A 26,986-nucleotide genomic window follows, 5' to 3' on the forward strand; every position below is an offset into this window, starting at 1 on the left:
TCCAGCGCAGTTCGCATAACCGTGAGATTATGGAAATCGACCCACGGGTTCGTCTGAGACATCTGAAGACCTTTATCGAGGTAGCCCGCTCCGCCAGTCTCGGCAAGGCGGCGGTGCGGCTGAACGTATCGCAGCCCGCCGTCTCCAAGACCCTGTCCGAACTCGAGGAGATGCTGGGCGCACGCCTCGTCCGCCGCGGGCGGGGCGGGGCGACGCTGACGCCGGTGGGGCGGATGTTCCATTCCTATGCCTCGGCCAGCCTTGCGGCGCTCAGCCAGGGGATCGAGGGCGTCGCCGAGACGCTGGCCGCATCGCAGCTGCGCCTGGCCATCGGCGCGCTGCCGAGCGTCGCCGCGCGCATCGTGCCGGATGCGGCGATCGAGATGACGCGGACCGCCCCGGAGGCGGGGCTAACCATCGTTTCCGGGCCCAACGCCTATCTCCTGTCGCAGCTTGCCTCCGGCGCCCTCGACCTGGTGATCGGCCGGCTCGGACAGCCCGATGCGATGGCCGGCTTCAGCTTCGCTCAGCTCTATTCCGAGCGGGTCAGTCTCGTCGTGCGCCCCGGCCATCCGCTGCTGACCGCTGCCGATCCCGGGTCGATCGCCGCCTATCCGCTGATCTTTCCCGATGCCGATGCCGCCATCCGGACGATCGCCGAGCGCTACTTCATCGCCCACGGCCTGACCCGCCGCCGCGACCGCATCGAGACCGTCGTCGACAGTTTCGGCCGCGCCTATGTCCGCAAGACCGATGCGGTCTGGTTCATTTCGTCGGGCGTGGTGGCGCTGGACGTGGCCGACGGCATGCTGGCCGAACTGCCGGTCGACATGGCCGAGACGCTGGGGCCGGTCGGCCTGACCATGCGCGGGGAGGGCGATCCGTCGCCGGCGCTCCGGCTGTTCATCGCCGCGATCCGCGCCACGGTGGCCGCGCACGGGCTGGCTCGCTGACGCGGCAGCGGGATCGGCCTCGCACGCGGGCGGTCCGACGCGGTCTTCGGGATGGCCCAAGCCGCCATTAACGGCCCGCTAACCATAAATGTGGAAGGTCGCAGCGAGGGACACCCGATGCGACCAGCTCTGCCACTCCTGTTCACGCTCGCCATCGTCGGCGGATGCACCAGCATCCCCTCGCGCTGCTATGTGACGCTCGACAATGGCGGCGGCCCGACCGCCGAGGCCTGCGAGACCGGGCCGGAACTCATCGTGCGGCCGATCACCCCGACCAACGCCGCCTATTACGTCCCGCCCTATGTCATCGCGGCCCTGTCCTATGAGGGATTCCTGGTGCCCCGGGAGCCGGCCGTCGACGCGGATGCGGACGGGGAGCCTGCCGGTCCGGACGCGGATTGGGAAGCGCCGGCAGATGGCGCGGCCGACGCCGCCGTGACGCCCGCCTGGCCGCTGCCGGCCGCCGGCCAGACACCCTGGCGGCAGACGGTCACCGGGACGGAAGGCCTCGCCATCGCCTTTGCCGACGACGAGGACGGCGTGACGGCGGACGATCTCGAACGCTTCTGGGATGCCGGATTGATGGTGACGCCGACGCGCACGGCGCCGCCCGTCGGCGCGCCGGAGAACCGGCTGCCGCAGGCCTATACGATCGACGGCGAAATCCGCTATCGCCGACCGGACGCGTTTGACGGGATGAGCTTCCCGATCTCTAGCGCGCTGTCTCCATGAGCAGCGGAATGCCGTTCAGGATGGCGTGGCCGGGGGGCAGGATCTTGACCCGTCGCGACGGCTTGGTGTCGGAGGATTCGACGACGATCGCCGTGCCCTCGGTCTCGAAAACGTAATTCACCCCGTCGCAACGCACGGGGCTCCCGAACAGGCCTTCGGAAAAGGACTCGATGTCGATGGCATCGCACCGGTTGATGGTGGTGCTCTCCACCTTGCGGGTGGCGCGATCCTGGACGAGGGCGTTCAGCGTATAGCCACGCTCCTCTTCGACGAATTCAAAGGCGAGCCCGTATTCCGGCAGCGGAGCGGGCGCGGTGGCGGGGGGAGATTTCTCCCCGAAGGGAATGGTCAGGCCGGCGGCCAGGACGAGTGCTGCCGTGAAGCTGGCGGTGACGGTCATCGGCGTCCGCTCCTTCCGTGGCAAGGGTGAAGGGGGAGCGGGCACATCGGCTCGCTCCCCCTTCGTGCGATGTCAGCAGGCGCCTTCGACGAGCGTGTAGTGATCCTGCTCGACGAGCTTCCGCGTGGTCTTGTACACGGCCGGATTGCGGCGCTTGACGATGGTGGCGCCGTCGACGAAGTCGCCGACCCAGGAGCGGCTCTCGCCGACGACCTTCTTGCCACGGGTATTGTAGATGTAGGTGGAAGGCACGTACTCGACGCAATATGCCTTCTCGTTGTTTTCGGCGATGTGCCGCTTGTATGTTTTGGCTTCGACGGTCGCCGAAAACGCGAGCACCGCAGCGATAGCGGAAATGCTAAGCAGGACCTTGCGCATGGAAAAACGCCTCCGTTGTTTTGATGTAGCGCAAGGGGAGGATTGAATCATATCTGACGAATATCAACAGGATTATGATGACTTAGGGGAAGTTTTTGCTTCGCCGCGCGAGTTGTGCCAAGTTGAGACAAAATCTGTGCTGTTATGGCGCGACGGACGGCGCATCTGACCCATGTTGTTCATAAGGCAGAGGAAATCCGCGCATGTTCCTCTGCGGTATGCCCTGTGGTTGCCGTCGGGTTGCGACAGAGCGGCAGCCGCCATGCGCGGCACGCTGCCAGCGGGTGACGCCGCCCGGTCTCAGTCCTCGACGAGAATGGTCCCGGCGACCTCGATGCCGAAGCCGGTGAGGCCGACATAGGCGCGCTCATGCGTCGCCACGACCGAGATCGAGCGCACGCCGAGATCGCGCAGGATCTGTGCCCCGACGCCGATCTCGCGCCAGCGCTGCTGGCGCTTCAGGGCACTGCCGTGGCGTTCGCCGTCGGCATGGTCGGCAATCGTCTCGCCGGTCTCGAAATCGTCGACATTGGGGGTGCGCAGCAGCATCAGGACACCGGAGCCGTGGCTCTTCAGCCGGTCGACCGCGATCTCCACCCAGGTCTTGGTCTCCCGTGTGCGGCCGAACAGGTCGAGCACCGGCTGCTCGCGATGGATGCGGGTCGGCACCTTCTCACCGTCGCGCACGTCGCCGAACACCGCCACCACGTGCTGCATCTGGTCGAAGGGCGTCTCGTAGATGCGCAGCATGGCATCCACGCCGCCGACCTTCATCGGCTCCTCGCGCACGCAGGTGACGAAGGATTCGCGCCGGATGCGGTGGGAGATCAGATCCTCGATGGAGATGATCTTCAGGCCGTGCTCGCGGGCAAAGACCAGCAGCTCCGGCAGCCGTTTCACCGTGCCGTCGTCATTGACGATCTCGGCCAGGACGCCGGCCGGCTCCAGGCCGGCCAGCTTGGCGAGATCGGTGCCCGCCTCGGTGTGGCCGGAGCGGGTGAGGACGCCGCCATCGCGGGCGATCAGCGGAAAGATGTGGCCCGGCTTCAGGAAGTCGCTGCCCGAGCAATTGTCGTTGGCCAGCGCCCGCACCGTATTGGTGCGTTCCTCGGCGGAAATGCCGGTGGTCATGCCGACCTTGTAGTCGACGGAGACGGTGAAGGCGGTGCGCATCGGGTCGAGATTGTTGGCGACCATCGGCGGCAGGTTCAGCCGGTCGGCGCGGTCGGCGGTCATCGGCACGCAGATGATGCCGCTGGTGTGGCGGATCATGAAGGCCATCTTTTCCGGCGTCGCCTTCGACGCGGCCATGATCAGGTCGCCCTCGTTCTCGCGGTCGGTGTCGTCGACGACGACGACGAGCTCGCCCTCGGCGATGGCCGCGATGGCCGATTCGATGCTGTCGAGCTGCGTGTCCTGGTCCGTCATGTCCGTCCGCTCCGATTGCAGGTCATGCGCCCCGGCATGCCGCCTCGTCTCCGCGACCCCGGCCGGCCGAGCCGCAAGGGCCGTCGCCGCGCCGTCGCGCTTGCTTCCTCGATGCTTTAGGCGCGGGGCGCCCGGCGATCAATGCGGCCGCTCCGAACGCAGTGGTCAGCCGCGACCGCGATAGGGCGGTACGCCGGTCTCCGGGACCCAGGCGCCCTCGGGGGCGGGGCCGGTCTGCCAGAACACGTCGATCGGGATGCCGCCGCGCGGATACCAGTATCCGCCGATGCGCAGCCACAGGGGCTTGGTCGCGGCGACGATGCGCCGGCCGACCGAGACCGTGCAATCCTCGTGGAAGGCGCCGTGATTGCGGAAGCTCGTCAGGAACAGCTTCAGCGACTTCGATTCCACCAGCCGCTCGTCCGGCGCGTAGTCGATGACGAGATGGGCGAAGTCGGGCTGGCCGGTCACCGGGCAGAGCGAGGTGAATTCCGGGCAGGTGAAGCGCACGATGGCCGGGGCGCCGTCGCCGCGCGTGTAGGGCACCGTTTCCAGCACCGCCTCTTCGGGCGAGGCGGCGGGACGAGCGTCGCGGCCGAGTTGGGAGAGATCGTCGGGAGAAACCATGGAAGCGTCCGTAAAGCCGTCGGAAGGACTGCGCCGCTTCCTGGGGACAGCGGCGGCGCGAAGCCGATGCATGTAGGAGCGTGGTCCGGCGATTGATAGGGTGCCGCGATGATCGACAAGCTCGAATATCTCATCATGCTGGCCGGCGAGAAGCATTTCGGCCGCGCCGCCGAACGGCTGGGCATCACCCAGCCGACCCTGTCGGCGGGCCTCCGCCAGCTGGAGGAGCGGCTCGAGGTGACGCTGGTCAATCGCGGCTCGCGGTTCCAGGGCATGACCGAGGAGGGCGAACGCGTCCTCGTCTGGGCGCGGCGGATCACCGACGATTTGCGCACCATGCGCGAAGAGATCCGCACCGTCCGGTCCGGCCTTTCCGGCCATCTGCGGATCGGCGCGGTGCCGACGGCGCTGCCGGTGGTGGCGCGGCTGACGACGCCCTTCCTGGCGCGGCACGCCGATGTGTCCTTCGAGGTCATGTCCCACACCTCGACCGAGATCGTGCAGGGCGTCGAGAATTTCGAGATCGACGTCGCCCTGACCTATCTCGACGACGAGCGCCTGCGCCGGCTGGATACACGGCCGCTCTATGCCGAGCGCTACTGCCTGGTGACGACCCGCGGCAGCCGCCTGGCCGACAAGGCGAGCGTGACCTGGGAGGAGGCGGCCTCGATCCCGCTCTGCCTCCTGTCGGGCGACATGCAGAACCGGCAGATCCTCAACCGGCATCTTGGGGCCGAGGGGCGGGCGTTCCGGGCGGTGATGGAATCGAACTCGATGATCGCGCTCTTGGCGCAGGTGCGGGCCGCGGACCTGGCGACGATCATGCCCTGTCCCTTTGCCGATACGCTGGGGCTGGCAGAGCCGATGGTGGCGATCCCCATCACCGATGGCGACGTCAGCTACCGCATCGGGCTGGTCACGGCCCGGCGCGATCCGCGTCCGCCGATCCTGACCGCCTTCTGGGAGGAAAGCGCGCTGCCGGACGAGGCTTGAAGACGTCGTTGCGACGAGGGCGCTTGCGGCGACGCCGGTCTGCTCCACTTGGCCAGGGACCGGCGTGGACGACGATCCGCGCCGCCTGCCGCAAGAAGGATCTGGCATGACCCGCAACCCGTCGACGGGCACGCAGAGCATCGTCTTTCGGGATGGCGCCTTCGCATCGGTGACGCGCCAGGTGCCGGCGGAGACCGCCGTCGCGATCTCGGTCAACGGCTCGACCCATGCGGTGATGATGGCGACGCCCTCCCATATCCGGGACCTCGGCATCGGCCTGGCCCTGAACGAGCGCATCGTCACCCGTCCCGACGAGATCGAACGGATGGAGATCGTCGACAGCGACCTCGGCATCGACTGCCGGCTATGGCTGAGCGAGGCCCGCGCCGCGACCTACACCGCCCGCCGACGCCAGATGACCGGGCCGGTGGGCTGCGGTCTCTGCGGCGTGGAATCGCTGGAGCTCGCCGGCCGCGACCTGCCGACAGTCGAAGCGGCAGGATTCTCCGTCGCGCCCGCCGAACTGACCGAGGCGGTGGCGGCGATGGCGCGGCAGCAGGAGCTGACGCGGCTGACGCGGGCCGTCCACGCGGCGGCGTTTCACCAGCCGGGTGGTGACATGGTGGTGCTGCGCGAGGATGTCGGCCGGCACAATGCGCTGGACAAGGTGGCCGGTCATCTGGCCGGGGCCGGCATAGAGCCCGCCGCCGGCTTCCTGACCATCACCAGCCGGGTCTCGGTGGAGCTGATCCAGAAGGCGGCGGTAATGGGCTGCGGTCTGATCGCGGCGATCTCGGCTCCCACGGAGCTTGCCATCGCGGAGGCGCAGGCCACCGGCATCACGCTGGTGGCGGTGGTGCGCGGCGAGGGTTTCGAGATATTCACCCATCCGGCGCGCATCGCGGGCGCCGACGCGGCATTGGGTAAGCATCGCGCAGGTGGCGAGGCCCGGCCCCGGAGCGCCTGATCCCGGCCGGCGGATCGAAACGGGCAAGGCGCGCAACCGGGCGTTAACCATGGCGCGATACAACCGGAGCGTCGAAACTCTCCGGATCGCTGTCATGAAACTGTTTCGTGCCGGGGCCGCCATTCTGGCGCTCGCCCTCATTGCCGGCTGCGGCCACAACGAGGCGAGAAGCCTTGCGATGAAGGGCCCGACCGCCACGACTTCGGTCGCCGCGCTCGGTTTCGCGCCCGATGCTTCAGACGGCGCCTTCCCGCTGTTCCAGTCCTTCGCGCCGGTCTCGTCCTCGCCGCTGAACGGTCGCACGCTGGAAGTCAGCCACATCTCCGACATCGTGCTGCAACCCAAGGAGGTGGTCCTCACCTTCGATGACGGCCCAATTCCGGGGAAGACCCACAAGATCCTGCGCGCTCTCGACGAATACGGCGTCGGCGCGACCTTCCTGATGGTCGGCCAGATGGCCCGCGCCTATCCGAAGATCGCCCAGGACGTGGCGCTGCACGGCCACACGATCGGCACCCACACCGAGGGCCACGCCAATCTGCGCACCCTCAGCGCCGACGCGGCCATCGCCGAGATCCATCGCGGCCAGCGCAGCGTCTCGGCGGCGCTCGCGCCGATCGGCCGGCGCCCGGCGCCGTTCTTCCGCTTTCCCTATCTGGCCGATACGCGGCCGCTGCGCGAGCGCCTGTCGGGCGAGGGCGTCGTGGCGATCGACGTCGACATCGACTCCAAGGACTATTTCCGCGACGCGCCGTCGATCGTGCGCGACCGCACCCTTCTGTCGCTGGAAAAGCACGGCCGCGGCATCGTGCTGTTCCACGACATCCAGTCGCGCACGGCGGCGATGCTGCCGGACTTCCTGCAGGCGCTGCAGGAGCGCGGCTTCAAGGTGGTGCGGCTGGTGCCGGCGGGCCGTCCGTCGGGACCGATGCTCCTGTCCGACGCGAGCTTCTGACGGAAGGCGAGGCGCCGGGGCTCAGGCCCCGAATGTCTCGCTCGGCCCCGGAGGCAGCGTCTCGCGCCGGCCGCCGGCGGCCTGGCGCCACCGCACCTCGCCATCATAGAGCTCCTGGAGTTCGGCCTCGCGGGCCTGCGACTGGCGCAGCCGGTCCCGCGTGTCGCGCAGCCGCACGCGCAGGGCCATGGCGACCAGCGAGACCGCGAGGATCACGGCCAGGCACCCATAGGCCAGGACCTTGCGCTGCAGCGGATCGTCCACCGGCGCGGTGGCGAGGACGGCGGTCAGGGCGAGAAACACCGCCGCCAGGAAGATGACGACGCTGCGCGTCAGGATCAGCGACAGCAGCGCCAGCGCCAGTCCCGCGGCGGTGATGACCGGCTGGCGCACCGCGATCGCGATCCACGCATCCGACCATTCCATCGCGATCGCCATCGATGCCTGCGCCGTCACGCTGTTCCCCCGTCGTGCCGCTCCTGTGCGGGCAGGATCATCCTAGCCCGCTAGAGGGGGCGAGGGGAGGGGATTCGACGGCCGCCCGGACTGTCCGCCCGGGTCATTCCGCCGGTTCGGAATCCTCGGCCAGTTCCTGTTCCGCCTCGATCGCCGGCTGGCGGGTGAAGCCCTTGATGCCGGCATGCTGATTGCGGTCGCGCTCGATCTCCACCGGCGAGGTGGCATAGGCGGTGATCAGCTCCGACAGCGAGCGCAGCGCGTGCATGTGGATGCGCTCGTAGCCGTGCGAGGCATCGACGCCGAAGGTGATGAGGGCGGTGCGCACGTCGTGGCCGGCCTCGATCGCCGAGGCCGAATCCGAGCGGTAGAACTTGAAGATGTCCTTCTGGTAGCTGATGTCCTCGTCGATGCAGAGCCGCACCAGCTTCTTGGTCAGATGGAAGTCGAACGGGCCGGACTGGTCGGACATGCCGATGGTCACGCCGAATTCCGACGAGTTCTGGCCGGGCGCCGAGGTGCCGTTGTCGACGGCGATCATCGAGGCGACGTCGGGGGTGAGGATCGAGGCGGCGCCGACGCCCACCTCCTCGGCGATGGTGAACAGCCAGTGGATGTCCACCGGCGTCGACACGCCCTCGCGCTCCATCGCCTCGATCGCCGCCAGCATCACCGCGACGCCGGCCTTGTTGTCGAGATGGCGGGAGACGATGAAGCCGTTTTCCATGAATTCGGGCTGCGGATCGATGGCGACCGTGTCGCCGATCTCGATCTTCAGCTTGTCGAGCTCCTCGCGATTGCGCGACAGCGCGTCGACGCGCATTTCGACATAGTCCCAGCCCACCGGCATGGTGTCGATTTCCATGTTGTAGGTATGGCCCGAGGCCTTCAGCGGCAGGATGGTGCCGCGATAGGTGCCGGCCTCTGTGAACAGCGTCGCGCGGGCGCCTTCGGCAAAGCGCGCCGACCACATGCCGATCGGCACCAGTTCCAGCCGGCCATTGTCCTTGAGCTGCTTCACCTGGGCGCCGAGCGTGTCGAGATGGCTGACGATGGCGCGGGCCGAGGCCCGGCGCGAGCCCTGGCGGACGGCCGAGATGGCGCCGCGGCGGGTCAGCTCGGCGGTCAGGCCGAGGCGCTCCAGCTCCTTGGCGACATGGCGCACGATGGTGTCCGTGTAACCGGTCGGACTGGGGATGGTGAGCAGCGCCTTGAGCTGGTCCGTCAGATACTGGGCATCGATGGCAAGCCGCGGCACTATTCGTCCTTCCGTGATTTCTGCTGCTGATTCCTGGCTGCGCGCACTGAAAACGGTATCGACAGGGGAAACAAGAGGTCGATGAAACGCTCGGCCGTCGGCTGCGGCTCGTGATTGGCCAGACCCGGCCGCTCATTGGCCTCGATGAAGACGTAGTCGGGGCGGCGCGGATCCTTGACCATCAGGTCGATGCCGGTCACCGGGATCTCGATCGCGCGGGCCGCCGCGATGGCCGCCTGGACCAGCGTCGGATGCACCTCGCCGGTGACGTCGTGGATGGTCCCGCCAGTGTGCAGATTGGCCGTCTTGCGCACGGCGATCCATTCGCCCTTGGGCAGGACGGAATCCATGTCGTAGCCGGCATTCTTCACGCAGCGCGCCGTCTCGGCGTCGTCGGGAATGCGGCTTTCGCCGCCGGTGGCGGCCGCGCGGCGTCGCGACAGATGCTCGATCAGCTCGCGCACGCTGGAGCGGCCGTCGCCGGTGATGTGCGGCGGCCGGCGCAGCGCGGCGGCCACCAGCCGGTAGTCGATGACGATGAGCCGCAGATCCTCGCCGTTGAAGCAGGCCTCCAGCAGCACCCGGTCGGATTGCTGGCGGGCCGCCGCTATGGCGGTCTTCGCGTCCTCCAGATTGTCGATGCCGACGGCGATGCCACGGCCCTGTTCGCCGCGCGCCGGCTTCACCACGATGCTGCTATGGGTCTCGATGAAGGCGGCGATGGCCTCGTCGCCGACATCCGCGTCCATCTGTTCGGGCACCTTGACGCCGGCCGCCTCGACGGTGCGCCGGGTGACCGACTTGTCGTCGCAGATCGACATGGCGATGGCGGAGGTGAGCTCCGACAGGCTCTCGCGGCAATGGATCGTGCGACCGCCCTGGGTCAGGCGGAAGAAGCCGCCCGGCGCGTCGGTGACCTCGGCATGGATGCCGCGCCGCCGGGCCTCGTCGACGATGATCCGGGCGTAGGGATTGAGATGGTCGTAATCGTCGTCGGTGCCGGTGAACAGCTTCTCGTTGATCTCGTTCTTGCGCTTCACGGCGAAATACGGGACCCGGTAGAAGCCGAGCTTGTCGTAGAGGGCGATCGCCTTGTCGTTGTCGTGCATCACCGACAGATCCATGAAGGCGCATTCGCGCGCCTGGAAATGCTCGGCGAGGCGCCGCACCAGCGCTTCGCCGATGCCGGGCTGGGTGGCCTGCGGATCGACGGCCAGGCACCAGAGCGAGGAGCCGTTCTCCGGGTCGTTGAACGCGCGGCGATTGTGGACGCCGGTGACGGTGCCGATGATCGCGCCGGTGGTCTCGTCCTCTGCAACGAAATAGGTCAGCGCCCGGTTGTCGCGGTTCGACCAGAAGAAGCCGGGATGCACCTGCACCATGCCGCGGCTCTGGTAGATGCGGTTGACCTCGTTGGCATCCTGTTCCGACGACATGCGGCGGATGAAATAGCCGCGCGGCCGGCGCGGATCGCTGCGATAGGTCGCGAGATCCAGCCGGTAGGTGTGGGACGGGTCGAGAAAGATCTCCTGCGGCGCGTGGCTGAGCAGGACATGGGGATCGCGCACATAGAAGGCGATGTCGCGCCGCGCCGTGCCTTCCTCGCGCAGGCTGCTGACCAGTTCCTTGGGATCGTCGAAGGTCTGGCCGAAGACCAGCCGGCCCCAGCCGCAATCGAGAATGGCGTTTTCCTGCGCCTGGTAGGCGGCACCGCCCGGCTGGTTGATCGGCGGTTTCATGCCGTCGCGATGCATCCGCCGCAGGCGGTGCTTGTCGACCCCGTGCTGCTGCTTGTCTCTCATGTCGGCCATGGCGCGATCACAGCTCCTGCTGCTGAAGCCACATTTCCAGAAGCGCGACCTGCCAGAGTTCCGAGCCGCGCAGCGGCGTGATGTGGTCCGCCGGATTGGCGAACAGCGTGTCGAGATAGTCGTCGCGGAACAGGCCGCGCGAACGGGCGCTGTCGGAGCGCAGCGTGTCCTGCACCATGTCGAGATAGGGGCCGGAGATGTATTTGAGCTGCGGGACCGGGAAATAGCCCTTCTTGCGGTCGATCACCTCGGACGGGACGACCTGCCGGGCGACTTCCTTGAGGACGCCCTTGCCCTCCTGCTTGAGCTTCTCCTCGGCCGGCACGCGCGCGGCCAGCTCGACCAGCTCGTGGTCGAGGAACGGCACCCGCGCCTCCAGGCCCCAGGCCATGGTCATGTTGTCGACGCGCTTGACCGGATCGTCCACCAGCATGATGTGGGCGTCGACCCGCAGCGCCTTGTCGACCGGGTTGGTGGCGCCGGCCATGGCGAAATGGCGCTCGACGAATTCGCGGCTGACGTCGCTCTCGGCGTGCCATTCCGGCGAGATTTGCCGGCGCAGCGTCTCGTCGGAGCGGTCGAAGAAGGCGCGGCTGTAGGCGGCCAGCGGATCCTTGGCGCCGACCATCGGCGGGTACCAGTGATAGCCGCCGAAGATCTCGTCGGCGCCCTGGCCCGACTGGACCACCTTGATGTGCTTGGAGACCTCGCGCGACAGGAGGTAGAAGCCAACATTGTCGTAGGAGACCATCGGCTCCGACATCGCGGCGATGGTGCCGGGCAGATGCTCCATCAGCTCCGAGCCCGGCACGAAGATCTTGTGGTGCTCGGTGCCGTAGTGATTGGCGATCAGGTCGGAGAACTCGAACTCGTTGCCGACTTCGCCATTGGCGTCCTCGAAGCCGATCGAGAAGGTGTTGAGGTCCTTCTGGCCGGCCTCGGCGAGGAGCCCGACGATCAGCGAGGAATCGACGCCGCCCGACAGCAGCACGCCGACCGGCACGTCGGCGACCATGCGGCGCGCGACGGCGGTCTTCAGCGACTCCATGACGAGGTCGCGCCAGTCGTTGGAGGACAGCTTCTCGTCGCCCGGCAGGGGTGCGAAGTTCGGCGCCCAGAACATCTCGTCGCTGTAGCTGCCGTCGGCCTCGATCAGCCGCGTCGTCGCCGGCGGCAGCTTGCGCACGCCCTTGACGATGGTCAGCGGCGGCGGCACCACCGCGTGAAACGTCATGTAGTGGTGCAGCGCCTCGCGGTCGATCGAGGTGTCGACGTCGCCGGTGCGCAGGATCGCCTGCAGCGACGAGCCGACATAGAGGCGCTTGTCGTTCTGCGAGAGATAGAGCGGCTTGATGCCGAAGCGGTCGCGGGCGAGCAGCACCCGGCCGGTCTCGCGCTCGTGCAGGACGAAGGCGAACATGCCGTGGAAGCGCTTGACGCAGTCGCGGCCCCAGGCGTGGTACGCCTTCAGGATCACCTCGGTGTCGCCATGGGAGAAGAAGCGGTAGCCCTTGCCCTCCAGCTCCTGGCGCAGTTCCGGATAATTGTAGATGCAGCCGTTGAAGGCGATGGTCAGGCCGAGATCGGGGTCGACCATCGGCTGCTCGGCCTTCTCGCTCAGATCGATGATCTTCAGCCGGCGGTGGCCGAGGCCGACCCGACCGCGCACCACCTGGCCGGAGCCGTCGGGGCCGCGGCGCTCGAGGCAGGCGGACATTCTGGAAATGCGTTCCGGCGACGCCGAATTTCCGTCAAACCGGATCTCACCGCAAATTCCGCACATGTCGCCTCCAGAGCCTGTCTCGTCGTCGTGGCGCCCGCCTGCGATGCGGCCGGACGCTCGGGTGAAACGGGCATATAGGCCGCGCCGGCCGGACATGAACCGAAGCGGCCGAGTTTTTGCCGCGGTGCAGCGAGATCGCGCCGCGGCAGGCCGCCCTCAGGGCCGCAGGAAGACCTTGCCGCGGTTCATGCCTTCGAGAGCCCCGGCGAGCCGGTCCGGCGCCTCGGCGAGCGGAATGGTCTCGGCGACATCGGTCTTCCAGGCACCGCTGATGAAGCGTTTCTGCACTTCGGTGAAGGCTTCGACGCGCTGCTCGGGCGTCGCGCGGCCGAGCCATTCGGTCAGCCAGAAGCCCTCGATGACCTTCTTCATGAAGACCATCTGGCCCAGCGCCGGCAGGCGGGGCGCCTCCTGCGAGAGCTTGCCGTAGATCACCCAGTGCGACCCGGCCGGCATGGCCGAGAAGATCGTTGCCGAGTGATTGTCCGCCACGGCGTCCAGCAGCATCTTCGGCTGGTTCTGCTTCATCGCCTGCAGGAGCATGTCCTCGAAATCCTCCCGGGCGGTGTTGAGCACCGTGCCCGCGCCGAGGCCTTCCAGCGTGCTGCGATGCTCCTCGCGTCGCACGACCGCGATGGCGTGCATGCCCAGGTCGCGGGCAAGCGAGGCCATCAGCTTGCAAAGCTGGCTGGCGCCGGCGGTCATCACGAAGGAATTCGCACCGTGCTCCTTGGCCAGATGCACCATGGCCCAGGCGCTGAGCGGATTGACGATCAGCGCCGCGGCATCCTCGTCGCGCATCTGCGGGGCCAGCGGCACGACCGCACCGGCATCGGTGAGGGCATATTGCGCCCAGGCGCCGGTCCCGGTGCGCGCCACCGAGACGGCGACACGCTGGCCGACCAGCTTGGCCGCCGCCGGGTCCTCGCCGGCCGCCACGACCTCGCCCATCGCCTCGAAGCCGGCGGCGACACCCTTGCGCCGCGGCTGTCCGTATTCGCCCTTGATGTAGTGGAGATCGGACGGGTTGATGTTGGCAAGGCCGATGCGGACCAGCGCCTGCCGGCCTTCCGGCTTCGGCACGGCGATCTCCTCCAGCGAGACCCAGTCCTTCAGGTCCTCGATGGTCGGGCCTTCGGCGGTGCCGGAATAGCCGTCATATTTGAGGACGAGCGCCTGCATCGTATCGGGAATGGCGGACATGGATGTCTCCGGAAACGGGATGTCTCGTGTGCGAACGCGTGACCGGGCCGTCGGTTTCGGCCCGGCGGAGGCTGCATCTTACGGAACGAGGACGATCTTGCCGGTGGTCTGGCGGTCGTGCATGCGGCGCAGGACATCGGCGGCATCGGCGAGCTTCGCCCGTTCCGAGACATGCGGGCGGACGCTGCCGTTGACGGCCCAGCCCATCAGCTCGCGCATATTGTCGGCGAAGACCTCCGGCTCCTTGCGGGTGAAGGAGCCCCAGAACACGCCGACGAGGCTGTAGCCCTTCACCAGGGCAAGATTGACCGGGAGTTTCGGGATGGTGCCGGAGGCAAAGCCAATGACCAGTAACCGGCCGTTCCAGGCCATCGACCGGGCCAGCGCGTCGAAGGCCTCGCCGCCGACGGGGTCGAAGGCGACATCGACGCCGGCGCCGTCTGTCAGCCGCTTGATGTCGCCGCGCAGATCCTCGTAGCCGATCGCCTCGTCGGCACCCTCGGCCCTGGCCAGCGCCTGCTTTTCGGCCGACGAGGCGACGGCGATCACCCGCGCGCCCATGGTCTTGCCGATCTGGATGGCGGCAAGGCCCGTGGCGCCGGCCGCGCCGAGGACGAGCAGCGTCTCGCCGGGTTTGAGGTCGGCACGCTGCTTCAGCGCGTGATGGGCGGTGCCGTAGCCGCAGACGAGGGCGCAGGCGATTTCGGCATCGAACCCGTCGGGCAGGGGCATGGCCGCGGCCTCGTCCACGGCGACCCTTTCGGCAAAGGCGCCGAGCTGCATCGAGGCGACGACCCGGTCGCCGACCTTCAGCCGCGTCACGTCGGGGCCGACCGCGACGACGGTGCCAGCGCTTTCCATACCCGGGATGAACGGCACATCGGGCTTGGCCTGATACAGTCCCTGGACGAGCAGGCCGTCCGGATAGTTCACGCCGACCGCCTCGGCCTCGATGACGACCTCCCGGCCCGTGGGCGACGGTTCGTCGACATCCTTGTAGACGAGGTTTTCGATCGGACCGAAGTCTTCGCAGACGATGGCTTTCATGGAAGTTCCTAAGGGCTTGCGGCCGGCGCCGTCACGGCATCGCGGTTGCGCGAGGGCTGCGCAGACGGGGCCGGCAGGGTTTCAGGACAGGCGTTCGGCGATCCACAGCTTGATCAGCGCCTGGCGGGTCACGCCGAGGCGCCGGGCCTGCTGGTCGAGACCCGTCACGACCCAGGCGGGGAAGTCGACATTGACGCGCCGGGTTTCGACATTGGGCCGCCGGGCCTTCGACCAGTCGATCTGGTCGCTCACATCCTCGCCGGCGTCGAATGCCGCATCGAGATCATGCGCTTTCATAGAATGCGACCTCCTGTTGTCTGGCCCGCCGCACGGAAATCAGCCGGACCCTGCCGGTGCGAACGGCATAGATGGCCGCCCAGTGTTTCTCGCCGATCCGGCCAATCGCCAGGAAGCGGGGTTCGTCATCGGTGCGGGCTGGCGCCTCGATCATCCACGGATCGTCCCAGATGCGCTGAGCGTCCTCGAAGTCGATACCGTGCTTGGCCTTGTTCGCCGTGCTCTTGTTCGGATCGTACTCGAACTGCATGGGTCATATTGGTATGGAAACGGCGCAATTTCCATACCTTTCCACCATGCTGACCGAGGCGGCCTGACCGCCCCGGTCTCGCTGATCCGGCGTTAGACCTTCTGTTGGGTGTGCTTGGCCAGTTCCCAGCGCGCCACCTGACGGCGGTGCACGGCGTCGGGGCCGTCGGCAAGCCGCAGGGTGCGGACATGGGTCCACATGCGGGCCAGCGGCGTGTCCTGGGAAATGCCTTCGCCGCCGAACATCTGCACCGCCTCGTCGATCACCGACAGGGCGACGTTGGGGGCGACGACCTTGATCTGGCTGATCCAGGGCGCGGCGGCCCGCTGGTCGCCCTGGTCCATCATCCAGGCCGCCTTCAGGCAGAGCAGGCGTGCCATCTCGATGTCCATGCGGCACTTGGCGATGATGTCGTAATTGGCGCCGAGCTGGGCCAGCGGCTTGCCAAAGGCCTCGCGGCGCAGCGACCGGGCGCACATCATCTCCAGCGCCGCCTCGGCATGGCCGATGGCGCGCATGCAATGGTGGATGCGGCCGGGTCCGAGCCGGCCCTGGGCCACTTCGAAACCGCGGCCTTCCTCCAGGATCATTGCCGATTTCGGCACCCGCACGTCGGTGAAGCGGATATGCATGTGGCCATGCGGCGCGTCGTCGTCGCCATAGACGGTCATGGCGCGCAGGATCTCGATGCCCGGCGTGTCGGCCGGCACCAGGATCATCGAATGGCGCTTGTGCTTGGGCAGCTCGTCGCCGCCGGTCTTGACCATGACGATGTAGATCTCGCAGCGCGGATCGCCGGCGCCGGACGACCACCATTTCTCGCCGTTCAGCACGTAATCGTCGCCGTCGGCGACGCAGGGCATCGACACGTTGGTTGCGTCGGAGGAGGCGACATCCGGCTCGGTCATCAGATAGGCCGAGCGGATCTCGCCATCGAGCAGGCGGGGCAGCCACGGCGCCTGCTGCTCGGGCGTGCAATAGCGCTCGAAGACTTCCATGTTGCCGGTGTCGGGGGCCGAGCAGTTGAAGGTCTCGGCGCCCAGATGCGTCTTGCCCATCTCCTCGGCGAGATAGGCGTATTCGACGGTGGACAGGCCGTAGCCGCGCTCGGAATCCGTCAGCCAGAAATTCCACAGCTTGCGGCTCTTGGCCGTCGCCTTCAGCCCTTCGAGGATTTCCTTCTGGCGCGCCGTATAGACCCAGCGGCCTTCCTTCGGCACCTCGGCGAGGAATTCCTCGCCGGCCGGCGTGATCTCGTTGCGCACCATGTCGCGCACCGCCGCATGGATCGGCTTCAGCCGCTCGGTCATGCCCAGCGCCATCGCGCCGTTCTGTTGGTTCATCGGTCGAATTCCTCCTCAAGAATGCTGTCGTCGGCACCGGCGCCGCGCAATGCAAAGAATGCCAGGTCGCGGGCGATGGTCCGGCGATCGTCCGCCGTCTCGCCGTCCCGCTCCCGATACCAGAAGACCGGCGAGTTGATCACCGCCAGGAATGTCTTGCCCGCCAGGGAGATGTCGCTCGTCGCCGGCAGGTCGCCCTGGGTCCGCGCCTCGGCGATCACCCCGCGGAACAGTGCCTCGTAGCGGTCCCGCTCGGCGATCAGCGTGTCGAGCGACGCCTTGTCCTCCGGCGTCGTCGGGTTGTTGAGATGCCGCGAGACGCCCTGCAGGATCACCAGCTGGAAATGGACCTCGTGCATCATCGTCATGATGTGGGCCTCGGCCATGGCCCGCAGCCGCGTCACCGCCCGGTCGCGCGACTGGGCATGCGGGGTGACGGCGGCGAAATCCAGCGCCATGCCGTGCTGGCAGACGTCGAAGAACAGATCGTTCTTCGAGCGGTAGTAATGATAGACGATGCCCTTGGTCGCGCCCATGCGGCGGGCGACGTCGTCGATGGACGCCGCCGCATAGCCGCTTTCGCCGAAAGCCCGGGCCGCGGCGGCCAGGATCGCCGCCCGCACGCCGTCCGGATCGCCATCGCCGCCGCGCGCCGCCACGAAGTCCCGGTCGCGCCGCGAGCGCGACGGCGCCGCCGCCCGGCGCGGCCGGGCCCCGGTCTCCTGAGTGTCGCCTGTGGTTCTCGCGCTCGTCATCCTGTCGCCACTGGACATACTCGCGAGTATGATGTCAATTGCGGCACGAAGGATTTCGCGTCGCGCCGTCGCCGGACGGGCGCCGACGCAAGCGACCGGGAGGGACCGCCGATGACCATGCCGATGCTGGAACGCCTGTTTTCCGTCGAGGGCAAGACCGCCCTCGTGACCGGCGGTGCGACGGGCATCGGCCGGATGGTCGCGACGGCGCTGGCCGGCGGCGGCGCGCGGGTTCTCATCGCCTCCCGCAAGGCCGAGGCCTGCGAGGCGACGGCGGCCGAGATCAATGCCGAGGGCCATCCGGGCGCGGTCGAGGGCTTTGCCGGCGATGTGTCCAGCGAGGCCGGTGTCGCGGCGCTGGCCGAAGCGGTGCAGGCCCGCACCGACCGGCTCGACATCCTGTTCAACAATGCCGGCGTCTCCTGGGGCGCGCCGCTGGAAGAGTTTCCCTACAGCGCCTGGGCGAAGGTCATGGGGGTGAATGTCGCCGGCCTCTTCACCGTGACCCAGCGGCTGCTGCCGCTGCTGGAGAAGTCCGCCAGCGCCGAGGACCCGGCCCGGATCGTCAATCTCGGCTCGGTGATGGGCGCCGCGCCCCTGGCCGAGAACGTCTATTCCTATGCGGCCTCCAAGGCGGCGGTGCATCATCTGACGCGCTGCCTCGCTAAGGAATTCGCCGCGCGCCACATCACCGTCAACGCCTTTGCGCCGGGTCCCTTCCAGTCGAAGATGACGGCCTTCGCGACGGGCACGGACGAAAAGGCCGCCGCAGTCGGGCGCGGCGTTCCGATGGGCCGGATCGGCGCGCCGGACGATATTGCCGGGGCGGCCCTGTTCCTTTGCGGCCGCGGCGGCGCATATACCACGGGCGCGATCCTGCCGCTGGACGGCGGCATCGGGGTCGAGACCGGTCACGAACTGTTCGAGGAGCACTGATGGAACTGGATTCGGTCGCCGCGACCGAGGCGGCCCTGAAGGCCCGCCTGGTCTCGATGGAGGCCTATCGCGCCCATCTCGATGGCGCGCCGCTCACCTCCGACTGGATGACCGTCGACCAGACGATGATCGACGGCTTTGCGGCTGCGACGCGCGACTATCAGTTCATCCATGTGGACCCGGAGCGGGCGAAGGCCGAAACGCCCTTCGGCGGCACGATCGCCCATGGCTTCCTGACCATCTCGCTGCTGTCGCCGCTCGCCTATGACGCGCTGCCCGGTGTGAAGACCACCCGGATGGGCATCAATTACGGCTTCGATCGCGTGCGCTTTCTCAATCCGGTCAAGGCCGGGGCGCGGGTGCGCGGCGTCTTCAAGATGGTCGCGCTCGCCGAGCGCGCGGTCAGCCTGCAGACCACCTGGGACGCCTCGATCGAGATCGAGGGCGCCACCAAGCCGGCCCTGACCGCGCAGTGGATCACCCTGGCGGTGCTGGAACCGCCGACCGACTGAGCCGACGCCCACCGCCATACGCGCGCACCAACCGAGGGAACACCTAACCCATGAGAGAAGCGGTCATCGTCTCGACGGCCCGCACGCCGATCGGCAAGGCCTATCGCGGCGCCTTCAACGACACCCAGGCCCAGGCGCTGGGCGGGCATGCCATCCGCCACGCGGTCGAGCGCGCCGGCGTCGATCCGGCCGAGATCGAGGACGTGGTGATGGGCGCGGCCCTGCAGCAGGGCTCCACCGGCACCAACATCGCCCGCCAGTGCGCGCTGCGCGCCGGCCTGCCGACCCAGGTCGCCGGCATGTCGGTCGACCGGCAATGCGCCTCCGGCCTGATGGGCATCGCCATCGCCGCCAAGCAGATCGTCCAGGACAACATGACCGTGGCGGTCGGCGGCGGGCTGGAATCGGTGTCGCTGGTCCAGAACGACAAGATGAACATGTTCCGCGCCGCCGATCCCTGGCTGCGCGAGCACCGGCCCGACCTCTACATGTCGATGCTGGAGACCGCCGAGATCGTCGCCGACCGCTATGGCATCTCGCGCGAGGACCAGGACGCCTTCGCGCTGCAGTCGCAGCAGCGCACGGCCGCCGCGCAGCAGGCCGGCCGCTACGACAACGAGATCGTGCCGATGACCGTGACCATGAAGGTCAAGGATCGCGAGACCGGCGAGATCTCCGACCGCGAGGTCACCATCGACCGCGACGAGGGCAACCGGCCGCAGACGACGCTCGCCGATCTTCAGAAGCTGAACCCGGTCTTCAAGGACGGCCAGGAGGTCGCCGAAGGGCGCTTCATCACCGCAGGCAACGCCTCGCAGCTCTCCGACGGCGCCTCCGCCGCGGTGCTGATGGAAGCGCGCGACGCCGAGCGCCGCGGCCTGCAGCCGCTTGGCCGCTATGCCGGCATCGCGGTGGCCGGCTGCGATCCCGACGAGATGGGCATCGGCCCGGTCTTCGCGGTGCCGAAATTGCTGGAAAAGAACGGCCTGAAGATCGGCGACATCGGCCTGTGGGAGCTGAACGAGGCCTTCGCCTCCCAGGCGATCTATTGCCGCGACCGGCTCGGTATCTCCGGCGAGATCCTCAATGTCGATGGCGGCGCGATCTCGATCGGCCATCCCTACGGCATGTCCGGCGCCCGCATGGCCGGCCACGCCCTCATCGAGGGGAAGCGGCGCGGCGTGCGCTGGGTCGTCGTGACCATGTGCGTCGGCGGCGGCATGGGCGCGGCCGGCCTCTTCGAGGTCCTGTGAAAGGCGCACGATGACGACTGACGGCGACGACCGGACGATCGACGAAGCGGCGCTCGGCCAGTATCTGGAAGAGCATGTGGAGGGCTTCCACGGGCTCGAACGCATGGTCAAGTTCCAGGCGGGGCAGTCGAACCCCACCTGGCGGCTCGATGCCGAGAGCGGCACCTATGTCCTGCGCGCCAAGCCGCCGGGCGAACTGCTGAAATCCGCCCACCAGGTGGACCGGGAGTTCCGCGTCATGCAGGCGCTCGCCGGCAGCGACGTGCCGGTGCCGCGCATGCTGCATCTGGCGAGCGAGAGCCAGTCGCCGCTTGGCCGGACCTTCTTCGTCATGGAACATTGCGACGGCCGCATCTTCTGGGACCCGGCCCTGCCGGAAATCGCCACTCCTGAGGAACGCGGGGCGATCTACGACGCCATGAACGCCGCGCTGGCGGCGCTGCATTCGGTGGATGTGGATTCGGTGGGTCTGGCCGATTTCGGCCGGCCGGGAAGCTATTTCGAGCGCCAGCTCTCGCGCTGGACAGAGCAGTACCGGCAGTCGAAGATCGACCCGATCCCGGCGATGGACGAACTGATCGCGTGGCTGGAGAAGAACCTGCCGCCCGATGATGGCGCGTCCGGCCTCGTCCATGGCGATTTCCGCCTCGACAACATGATCTTCGCCAAGAAGGAGCCGACGATCCTGGCGGTCCTGGACTGGGAATTGTCGACTCTCGGCCATCCGCTGGCCGATCTCTCCTACCAGTGCATGCAGTGGCGCCTGCCCAATGCCGGCTCCTTCAAGGGGCTGGGCGACCTCGACCGGGCCGCCCTCGGCATTCCGACCGAGGAGCAGTATGTGGCGCGCTATTGCGAGCGGCGCGGCATCGACGGCATCGACCACTGGCCGTTCTATGTCGCCTTCTCCTTCTTCCGGCTCGCGGCGATCCTGCAGGGCGTCTTCAAGCGCTACACCCAGGGCAACGCCTCCAATCCGGAGAAGGCCAAGGTCTATGGCCGCAACGTGCCGGTCCTGGCGCAGCTCGCCATCGACCTGATCGAGAAGGAAGCCTGATGGCGCGCTTTGCGGGGAGGGCGGTTCTCGTTTCGGGAGCAGCCGGCGGTTTCGGCCGGGCGATTGCCACGGCGCTCGCCGCCGAAGGGGCGCGGCTGGTCCTCACCGACCGGGACGAGGGCTCGCTGGAAGCCCTCGCCGCCGAACTGACTGGCACGGAGATTGCGACACTGGCCGGCGACGTCTCGCGCGAAGCGACCGCCTCCGCACTGGTGGATCTGGCGACCGAGCACTTCGGCGGCCTCGACATCGCCATCAACAATGCCGGCATTGCCCATGACTACAAGCGCCTGCAGGAGATCAGCGCCGAAGAGGCCGAGCGGGTGATCGCCGTCGACCTGATGGGCGTGTTCTTCGCCATGAAGCACCAGATCGCGGCGATGAATGCGCGCTTTGCCCGCGACGGCACCAAGGCGGCGATCGTCAATGTCGCTTCGGTCGCAGGGCTCGGCGGGGCGCCGCTTCTGTCGGTCTATGCCGCCGCCAAGCACGGGGTGATCGGCCTGACGAAATCCGCCGCCGCCGAGAACGCCCGCCGCGGCCTGCGCATCAACGCCGTCTGCCCGTCCTTTGCCCGCACCGCCATGGTGCTGGGCGCGCCGGGTTCGCTGGCCGGGGCCACGGAGGCGAGCGAGGCCGAGCAGAAGATCGTCCGCGGCATTCCGATGCGCCGGCTTGCCGAGATCGACGAGGTGGTGACGGCCGTGCTGTTTGCGGCCGATCCGGCCAACGGCTTCATGACCGGCGCGGCCATTCCCGTCGATGGCGGCCTGACGGCGATCTGAACCGCGGGGAGGCGGTCCGGCTCGATTTTCCGGCGCGTTTCCCCTAGGTCTCGGGCGGGCGCCCGAAGCGAGAAGGACGAACCATGGCCGCACAGCCACCGATCTGCGACTTCGGCTGGAAGGCGATCGACGCCGAACTCACCGGCGTCGACGGCAAGCAGCACCGCATCTTCGACCACAAGCGCGAGAACGGCCTGCTGGTGGCCTTCATCTGCAATCACTGCCCCTATGTGAAGGCGATGATCGAGCGGCTGGTCCGCGACGCGGCCGAACTGGCGGAGCTGGGCATCGGCACGGTGGCGATCTCATCCAACGACGCCGAGCGCTTCCCGGAGGATTCCTTCGAGCGGATGCAGGATTTCGCGCGCCAGCACGCATTCCCGTTCCCGTATCTCTACGACGAGGACCAGAGCGTCGCCCGGGCCTATGGCGCGGTCTGCACGCCCGATTTTTTCGGCTTCAACGGCGATCTCGGCCTGCAATATCGCGGCCGCATCGATGCCTCGCGCAAGGTCGTCGCGCCCGAGGGCACGGCGCGCGACCTCTTCGACGCCATGCGCCAGGTCGCCGAGACCGGCAAGGGGCCGGCCGAGCAGATCCCCTCCATCGGCTGTTCGATCAAATGGAAGGAAACCGCCTGATGGCCGGCAACTGGCCGCAGGCGGTCCTCTTCGATCTCGACGGCACCCTCGTCGATTCCGCCCCCGACATCCACGCCGCGCTGAACGAGACGCTGGCAAGCTATGGCGAGCCGCCCTTCACGCTGGAGGCGGTGACCCGCATGGTCGGCCGCGGCGTGCCGGTGCTCATCGAGCGCGCCTGGGAGGGTCTCGGCAAGAGCATCGACCCGGCCGAGCGCGACCGCATGGTCGCGCGCTTCCTGGCGATCTACGAGCCCCGCGCCACCGAACTGACGACACTCACCGCCGGCGCCAGCGAGGCGACCCGCGCGCTGGTCGACGCCGGCATCCCGATCGGCGTCGTCACCAACAAGCCCGAGGCCGCAACGCGCGAGATCCTCAGCCATTTCGGTCTGTCGGAGCTGATGCAGGTGGTGGCCGGCGGCGATGCCGGCCCGGCGAAGAAGCCCGAGCCGGGCCTTCTGCTCCTCGCCTGCGAGCGCCTGGGCCTTGCCGTCGATCAGGTCGTCTTCGTCGGCGACAGCGAGAACGACGTGGCCGCCGCCAAGGCCGCCGGCATGGCGGTCGTCGTGCTGCGGGGCGGCTATACGAGCATCGCCGCCGACGATCTCGGTGCGGATGCGGTCATCGACCGGCTCGACGGGCTGGGCGCCGCCGTCTCGACCCTGCGGTCCGCCCCGGCCTGACACCGCTCTCCCGAGAAACGGGATGCACGCCTGACCGCGCAGGGATCCTGCGCGGCCGCGCTTCCCGGCGACATTCGCGACCCTATCTTGGTTCTATCGGCGACCGCGCGTCGAACCCTTTGTGGGTCCGGCGGTCCCGGGACGTTTCGACGGATGTTGCAGGTTCCGCGTCGCAGGTCGGATGAATGTGCGGCTAACGTCATTTCCCCGTCGCAGTCTCCTGCCTCGCCGAATGCGAATCCTAGTTCCGTTTCAAAGTGTTTGGAGACGAGACATGGTCAGGATCGACGACGCGGAGGCCGTGCGCAGGCTGGCCTACGAAATCTGGGAACGCGAGGGTCGCCCGACCGGCCGCGAGCATGAGCACTGGGCCGAGGCCAACCGGATCATGGCCGCGCGCAACCCGGTGACGGCGGCGGAGCCCGCGGACGAACCCCGCTGGAACCGCATCGAGGCCGAGCGCGCCGAAGCCGACGCCCTGCGCCGTGCGCTGTGGACGCCGGAACCCTTCTCCACCGAATTGTTCGGCCAGCGGCTGGCCAACCCCAAGCCCCGCAGCTGGTCGCGCCGTGCCCAGCCGTCCCCGGTGCCCGTGGTCGAGGGTCGGCCGGCCGGCGGCGGTGCGCGGGGCTGATCGTCCCGCGCGGGTGATGACCTGCGTTGAACTTGAAAAGGCCTGTGGCGGTCTTTCTGGCAGGCCATGAGATGGACGCGGCCCGTGATCGCGCGACCCCAAGCCTGTAGAACATGGGTCTGCGTGAGCGGGGCTCCGTCAGGCCGTCGCGACCGCCTGCGGTCCGGCCGCCATGGCGTCGGTCGGCAAGGTCTTCGGCGTGTCGCGGGAGCCCTTGCGATGTGGGCGAAACCCTCCGCCGTCCCGCTTGACCGCGTAGGAGGTCGCATCGGCGTCGCGAAGCAGCGCGTCGAGGGACGCCGTGTCGGACGATGCGATACTGTAGCCGAGGCTGAGGCCGACGCGGATCTCCTGCCCGTCATCGATCTCATAGACTTCGCTCAGGCCGGCGTGAATGCGCTGGGCGAGCCTGTCCGGGGCGGCCGGATCCGCGATACCCGGCTGGACGACCACGAACTCGTCGCCGCCGATGCGGGCGACGATGTCTCCCGGTCCGACGATCCGGCGCAGGCGGCCCGCCACCTCCTCGAGAAGTCGGTCCCCGACGCCATGCCCGAAGGTGTCGTTCACCGCCTTGAAGCCGTCGAGGTCGAAGACGTGGACGGCGACCCGGCTGCGATCCTCCCGGGGCAGTGCGTCGAACGCCTTGCGCAGGCCCAGACGGTTGAAGAGTTCGGTCAGCGGATCGCGCCGCGCCAACGTCGCCATCTGCAGGCGCATGGTGATCAGGCGGCAGGCACTGCGATGGAGATGCGCGATGGTTTCCAGCGCGCTGATCAGGAACACCAGGAACACGGCGCCGGTGAGAAGCCTCGCATCCTCGATGTAGAACGCCGCGGACACGATCGCCGGTCCCGCCGCGAGGAGAACCGCCCCCGTCGCGATCCGCGGACGCACCGAGATCCGGGTGGCGACGCCGGCGCAATAGCCGAACAGCAGCGCCGTCGCCACGATATGCAGCGACAGGTCCGGCTGCGAGAACAGGAACGCGCCCAGCGCGCCCATCGGCGCCGCCATGCACCAGCTCGTGATCGCGTGTCCGGCTTCGACCTTGCGGAAGTCAGCCGGCGCGGGCGTCGGCCCGGCGATGGTCCGGCGATGGACAAGGATGAACAGCGCCTTGCCGATCGAGGCCGCGACCCCGAAGACCGTGATGGCGAGCGCCGCGACCGCACCGGTTTCAAGATAGGCGTAGAACCCGATGATGAAGAAGGTCACGCCGATCGAAGCGGTGGGCAGAAGATTGTCGGCCAGCGCCGAGACCAGAGCTTTGTAGACCTCGACGGGCTCGGTGTGACGCAGCATCAGCCATTCTGATCGTTGTGACGAAGACAGTTCGATATCACAACAGTCGTTTACGGGACGTTGCAGCGCGGGAGCGGATTGCCGTGGCGGGACAGCGGCATCAATGACATGCGGGGTGCCGCGAGGGGGTGCGCTGTGTGGGAGCGCCGAGGCGCCGATGCCGGACAGCGGCTTGCTGCGGCGCGAGCAGCACCGTCGGCACATCAGGCATCATCGATGTCGAAGGAAAGAAATGGTGCCGCTTGCGTGACTCGAACACGCGACCCCGTCATTACGAATGACGTGCTCTACCAACTGAGCTAAAGCGGCACGGTCCGGATCGGATCGAAATCCGCGGACGGCGCCCTGATAGCGGGAAACGCGGTCGGGTTCAAGCGGGAAAGCGACATGGAACGGCGGCGCGGCACGATTGTGCGATGCGCCGCCGGCCGGTGGGGTGTGGCGGGCTGCGTCAGCCGCAGATGCGGCGCCTGGCGGCCTCGTATTCGGCCGCGAGGCGATCGACCAGGGCGCTGGCCGGCCCCACCGAGCGCACCGCGCCGATGCCCTGGCCCGAGCCCCAGATCTCCTTCCAGGCCTTGGGCTTGGCGCTGCCGCCGAAATCCATCTGGCTGGGATCGCTGCCGGGCAGGGCGTCCGGGTCGAGGCCGGCGGCGACGATGGATTCGCGCAGGTAATTGCCGTGGATGCCGGTGAAGAGATCGGTATAGACGATGTCGCTGGCCCGGCCGCGGGCGATGCCCTGCTTGTAGTCCTCGGCGGCGCGCGCCTCGTCGGTGGCGATGAAGGCCGAGCCGATATAGCCGCCATCGGCCCCCATGGCCTCGGCCGCGAGCACCGCATCGCCGGTGGCGATCGCCCCGGACAGGAACACCGGCCCGTCGAACCATTCGCGGATTTCCTGGATCAGCGCGAAGGGCGACAGCGTGCCGGCATGGCCGCCGGCGCCGGCCGCCACCGCGATCAGGCCGTCGGCGCCCTTCTCGATCGCCTTGCGGGCGAAGCGGTCGTTGATCACGTCGTGCAGCACGATGCCGCCATAGGAATGCACAGCCTCGTTCACTTCCGGCCGCGCGCCCAGCGAGGTGATGACGATCGGCACCTTGTGCTTGACGCAGACCGCCAGATCCTCCTCCAGCCGCGTATTGGAGCGGTGGACGATCTGGTTGACGGCGAAGGGCGCGGCCGGCCGCTCGGGATGCGCGCGGTCGTGGGCGGCCAGCGCTTCCGCGATCTCGCAGAGCCATTCGTCGAGCTGGGCCGCCGGCCGGGCGTTCAGCGCCGGGAAGGCACCGACGATGCCGGCTTTGGCCTGGGCGATGACCAGCGCCGGATGCGAAATGATGAACAGCGGCGCGGCGATGACCGGCAGCCGCAGGCGACCTTCGAGAAGCGTGGGGAGGGCCAGGATCACACCTATGATTTTGACGTAAACGTAAGAGTAGGGGGTCGTAGCAGATCGCTCGGGCCCTGCAAAGATCGGCCGCCGCGCCATGGCCCGGCGCGTGTTCGATAGCGCCATCGGTCGGGCAGGGCGCCGC

At 68.0% G+C, this 26,986-nt stretch carries 29 protein-coding genes and 1 tRNA gene; 13 read left to right on the top strand and 17 right to left on the bottom strand.

Annotated features, from left to right (window positions below; translation table 11 throughout):
• The first annotated feature begins 29 nt into the window (after window positions 1-29).
• Window positions 30-953 (top strand): pca operon transcription factor PcaQ, encoded by a 924-nt coding sequence (pcaQ, locus tag J3367_RS08150; protein WP_024349598.1) that lies wholly within the window; start codon window positions 30-32, stop codon window positions 951-953.
• Window positions 954-1,070: 117 nt separating this feature from the next.
• A complete protein-coding gene (locus tag J3367_RS08155) occupies window positions 1,071-1,685 on the top strand; it encodes a hypothetical protein (RefSeq protein WP_024349599.1) in 615 nt (204 codons plus the stop codon).
• Here the strand turns inward: J3367_RS08155 and J3367_RS08160 are convergent.
• From J3367_RS08160 to queF, 4 genes are all read right to left on the bottom strand, one after another.
• Window positions 1,666-2,085, bottom strand: coding sequence for a hypothetical protein (locus J3367_RS08160; protein WP_024349600.1), 420 nt, complete (start codon window positions 2,083-2,085; stop codon window positions 1,666-1,668). The two genes, J3367_RS08155 and J3367_RS08160, sit on opposite strands and share 20 nt — an antisense overlap.
• A gap of 72 nt (window positions 2,086-2,157) precedes the next feature.
• Window positions 2,158-2,463 carry a hypothetical protein gene (locus tag J3367_RS08165; RefSeq protein ID WP_024349601.1) on the bottom strand — a complete coding sequence of 102 codons (306 nt, stop codon included), beginning with the start codon at window positions 2,461-2,463 and terminating at the stop codon, window positions 2,158-2,160.
• A gap of 300 nt (window positions 2,464-2,763) precedes the next feature.
• Complete coding sequence (gene ribB / locus J3367_RS08170) at window positions 2,764-3,891, bottom strand: 3,4-dihydroxy-2-butanone-4-phosphate synthase (RefSeq protein ID WP_024349602.1); 1,128 nt, start codon at window positions 3,889-3,891, stop codon at window positions 2,764-2,766.
• A gap of 165 nt (window positions 3,892-4,056) precedes the next feature.
• Window positions 4,057-4,518: a preQ(1) synthase gene (queF, locus tag J3367_RS08175; RefSeq protein WP_024349603.1), complete on the bottom strand. Its 462-nt coding sequence runs from the start codon at window positions 4,516-4,518 to the stop codon at window positions 4,057-4,059.
• Window positions 4,519-4,626: 108 nt separating this feature from the next.
• Here queF and J3367_RS08180 point away from each other — a divergent pair, with 108 nt between their 5' ends.
• The 3 genes from J3367_RS08180 (at window position 4,627) to J3367_RS08190 (ending at window position 7,433) form a co-directional block, all read left to right on the top strand.
• Complete coding sequence (locus J3367_RS08180; RefSeq protein WP_024349604.1) at window positions 4,627-5,511, top strand: LysR family transcriptional regulator; 885 nt, start codon at window positions 4,627-4,629, stop codon at window positions 5,509-5,511.
• 106 nt (window positions 5,512-5,617) lie between these two features.
• Entirely contained in the window at window positions 5,618-6,478 is an 861-nt protein-coding gene (fdhD, locus tag J3367_RS08185; RefSeq protein ID WP_035694634.1) for a formate dehydrogenase accessory sulfurtransferase FdhD, read from the top strand.
• A 94-nt stretch (window positions 6,479-6,572) separates the two neighbouring features.
• Window positions 6,573-7,433, top strand: a complete 861-nt coding sequence (locus J3367_RS08190; RefSeq protein WP_024349606.1) for a polysaccharide deacetylase family protein — start codon at window positions 6,573-6,575, stop codon at window positions 7,431-7,433.
• Window positions 7,434-7,454: 21 nt separating this feature from the next.
• Here J3367_RS08190 and J3367_RS08195 read toward each other — a convergent pair whose 3' ends face one another.
• The 10 genes from J3367_RS08195 to J3367_RS08240 all read right to left on the bottom strand — a co-directional run bounded on the left by J3367_RS08195 (window position 7,455) and on the right by J3367_RS08240 (window position 17,636).
• Complete coding sequence (locus J3367_RS08195; protein ID WP_155898402.1) at window positions 7,455-7,889, bottom strand: hypothetical protein; 435 nt, start codon at window positions 7,887-7,889, stop codon at window positions 7,455-7,457.
• Window positions 7,890-7,992: 103 nt separating this feature from the next.
• Entirely contained in the window at window positions 7,993-9,147 is a 1,155-nt protein-coding gene (locus J3367_RS08200) for an osmoprotectant NAGGN system M42 family peptidase (RefSeq protein WP_024349608.1), read from the bottom strand.
• The gene (gene ngg / locus J3367_RS08205; RefSeq protein WP_024349609.1) at window positions 9,147-10,958 is read right to left on the bottom strand and encodes an N-acetylglutaminylglutamine synthetase; all 1,812 of its coding nucleotides are present in this window, start codon (window positions 10,956-10,958) and stop codon (window positions 9,147-9,149) included. Before ngg ends, J3367_RS08200 begins: the two co-directional genes overlap by 1 nt.
• A 7-nt stretch (window positions 10,959-10,965) precedes the next feature.
• A complete protein-coding gene (locus J3367_RS08210; protein ID WP_024349610.1) occupies window positions 10,966-12,741 on the bottom strand; it encodes an N-acetylglutaminylglutamine amidotransferase in 1,776 nt (591 codons plus the stop codon).
• Window positions 12,742-12,897: 156 nt separating this feature from the next.
• Entirely contained in the window at window positions 12,898-13,944 is a 1,047-nt protein-coding gene (locus J3367_RS08215; protein ID WP_024349611.1) for an alcohol dehydrogenase catalytic domain-containing protein, read from the bottom strand.
• Between the two features lie 78 nt (window positions 13,945-14,022).
• A complete protein-coding gene (locus J3367_RS08220) occupies window positions 14,023-14,991 on the bottom strand; it encodes an NADPH:quinone oxidoreductase family protein (protein ID WP_024349612.1) in 969 nt (322 codons plus the stop codon).
• A gap of 81 nt (window positions 14,992-15,072) precedes the next feature.
• Window positions 15,073-15,288: a type II toxin-antitoxin system BrnA family antitoxin gene (gene brnA / locus J3367_RS08225; protein ID WP_024349613.1), complete on the bottom strand. Its 216-nt coding sequence runs from the start codon at window positions 15,286-15,288 to the stop codon at window positions 15,073-15,075.
• The gene (locus J3367_RS08230) at window positions 15,275-15,538 is read right to left on the bottom strand and encodes a BrnT family toxin (RefSeq protein WP_024349614.1); all 264 of its coding nucleotides are present in this window, start codon (window positions 15,536-15,538) and stop codon (window positions 15,275-15,277) included. Before J3367_RS08230 ends, brnA begins: the two co-directional genes overlap by 14 nt.
• Before the next feature lie 92 nt (window positions 15,539-15,630).
• The gene (locus tag J3367_RS08235; RefSeq protein WP_051141541.1) at window positions 15,631-16,860 is read right to left on the bottom strand and encodes an acyl-CoA dehydrogenase family protein; all 1,230 of its coding nucleotides are present in this window, start codon (window positions 16,858-16,860) and stop codon (window positions 15,631-15,633) included.
• A 17-nt stretch (window positions 16,861-16,877) separates the two neighbouring features.
• Entirely contained in the window at window positions 16,878-17,636 is a 759-nt protein-coding gene (locus J3367_RS08240; RefSeq protein ID WP_024349616.1) for a TetR/AcrR family transcriptional regulator, read from the bottom strand.
• A gap of 117 nt (window positions 17,637-17,753) precedes the next feature.
• Here J3367_RS08240 and J3367_RS08245 point away from each other — a divergent pair, with 117 nt between their 5' ends.
• The 8 genes from J3367_RS08245 (at window position 17,754) to J3367_RS08280 (ending at window position 24,140) form a co-directional block, all read left to right on the top strand.
• Window positions 17,754-18,572, top strand: a complete 819-nt coding sequence (locus J3367_RS08245; RefSeq protein ID WP_421460828.1) for an SDR family oxidoreductase — start codon at window positions 17,754-17,756, stop codon at window positions 18,570-18,572.
• 56 nt (window positions 18,573-18,628) lie between these two features.
• The gene (locus J3367_RS08250) at window positions 18,629-19,084 is read left to right on the top strand and encodes a MaoC family dehydratase (RefSeq protein ID WP_035694700.1); all 456 of its coding nucleotides are present in this window, start codon (window positions 18,629-18,631) and stop codon (window positions 19,082-19,084) included.
• A gap of 50 nt (window positions 19,085-19,134) precedes the next feature.
• Window positions 19,135-20,337 carry an acetyl-CoA C-acyltransferase gene (locus tag J3367_RS08255; protein ID WP_024349619.1) on the top strand — a complete coding sequence of 401 codons (1,203 nt, stop codon included), beginning with the start codon at window positions 19,135-19,137 and terminating at the stop codon, window positions 20,335-20,337.
• A 10-nt stretch (window positions 20,338-20,347) separates the two neighbouring features.
• Window positions 20,348-21,394, top strand: coding sequence for a phosphotransferase (locus J3367_RS08260; RefSeq protein ID WP_024349620.1), 1,047 nt, complete (start codon window positions 20,348-20,350; stop codon window positions 21,392-21,394).
• Window positions 21,394-22,179 carry an SDR family NAD(P)-dependent oxidoreductase gene (locus J3367_RS08265; RefSeq protein ID WP_024349621.1) on the top strand — a complete coding sequence of 262 codons (786 nt, stop codon included), beginning with the start codon at window positions 21,394-21,396 and terminating at the stop codon, window positions 22,177-22,179. Before J3367_RS08260 ends, J3367_RS08265 begins: the two co-directional genes overlap by 1 nt.
• An 83-nt stretch (window positions 22,180-22,262) precedes the next feature.
• Window positions 22,263-22,820 carry a thioredoxin family protein gene (locus tag J3367_RS08270; protein ID WP_024349622.1) on the top strand — a complete coding sequence of 186 codons (558 nt, stop codon included), beginning with the start codon at window positions 22,263-22,265 and terminating at the stop codon, window positions 22,818-22,820.
• A complete protein-coding gene (gph, locus tag J3367_RS08275; RefSeq protein WP_051141522.1) occupies window positions 22,820-23,506 on the top strand; it encodes a phosphoglycolate phosphatase in 687 nt (228 codons plus the stop codon). Before J3367_RS08270 ends, gph begins: the two co-directional genes overlap by 1 nt.
• A 274-nt stretch (window positions 23,507-23,780) precedes the next feature.
• A complete protein-coding gene (locus J3367_RS08280) occupies window positions 23,781-24,140 on the top strand; it encodes a DUF2934 domain-containing protein (protein WP_051141523.1) in 360 nt (119 codons plus the stop codon).
• A 138-nt stretch (window positions 24,141-24,278) separates the two neighbouring features.
• Here the strand turns inward: J3367_RS08280 and J3367_RS08285 are convergent, their stop codons facing one another.
• From J3367_RS08285 to J3367_RS08295, 3 genes are all read right to left on the bottom strand, one after another.
• Window positions 24,279-25,445, bottom strand: coding sequence for a diguanylate cyclase domain-containing protein (locus tag J3367_RS08285; RefSeq protein WP_421460672.1), 1,167 nt, complete (start codon window positions 25,443-25,445; stop codon window positions 24,279-24,281).
• 233 nt (window positions 25,446-25,678) lie between these two features.
• Window positions 25,679-25,754 (bottom strand) — tRNA-Thr (locus J3367_RS08290).
• A gap of 142 nt (window positions 25,755-25,896) precedes the next feature.
• Complete coding sequence (locus tag J3367_RS08295) at window positions 25,897-26,853, bottom strand: NAD(P)H-dependent flavin oxidoreductase (protein WP_024349667.1); 957 nt, start codon at window positions 26,851-26,853, stop codon at window positions 25,897-25,899.
• Window positions 26,854-26,986 lie beyond the last annotated feature (133 nt).

This window comes from Aurantimonas sp. NFXS3 (assembly GCF_049132005.1).
GTDB classification, from domain to species: Bacteria; Pseudomonadota; Alphaproteobacteria; order Rhizobiales; family Rhizobiaceae; genus Aurantimonas; species Aurantimonas coralicida.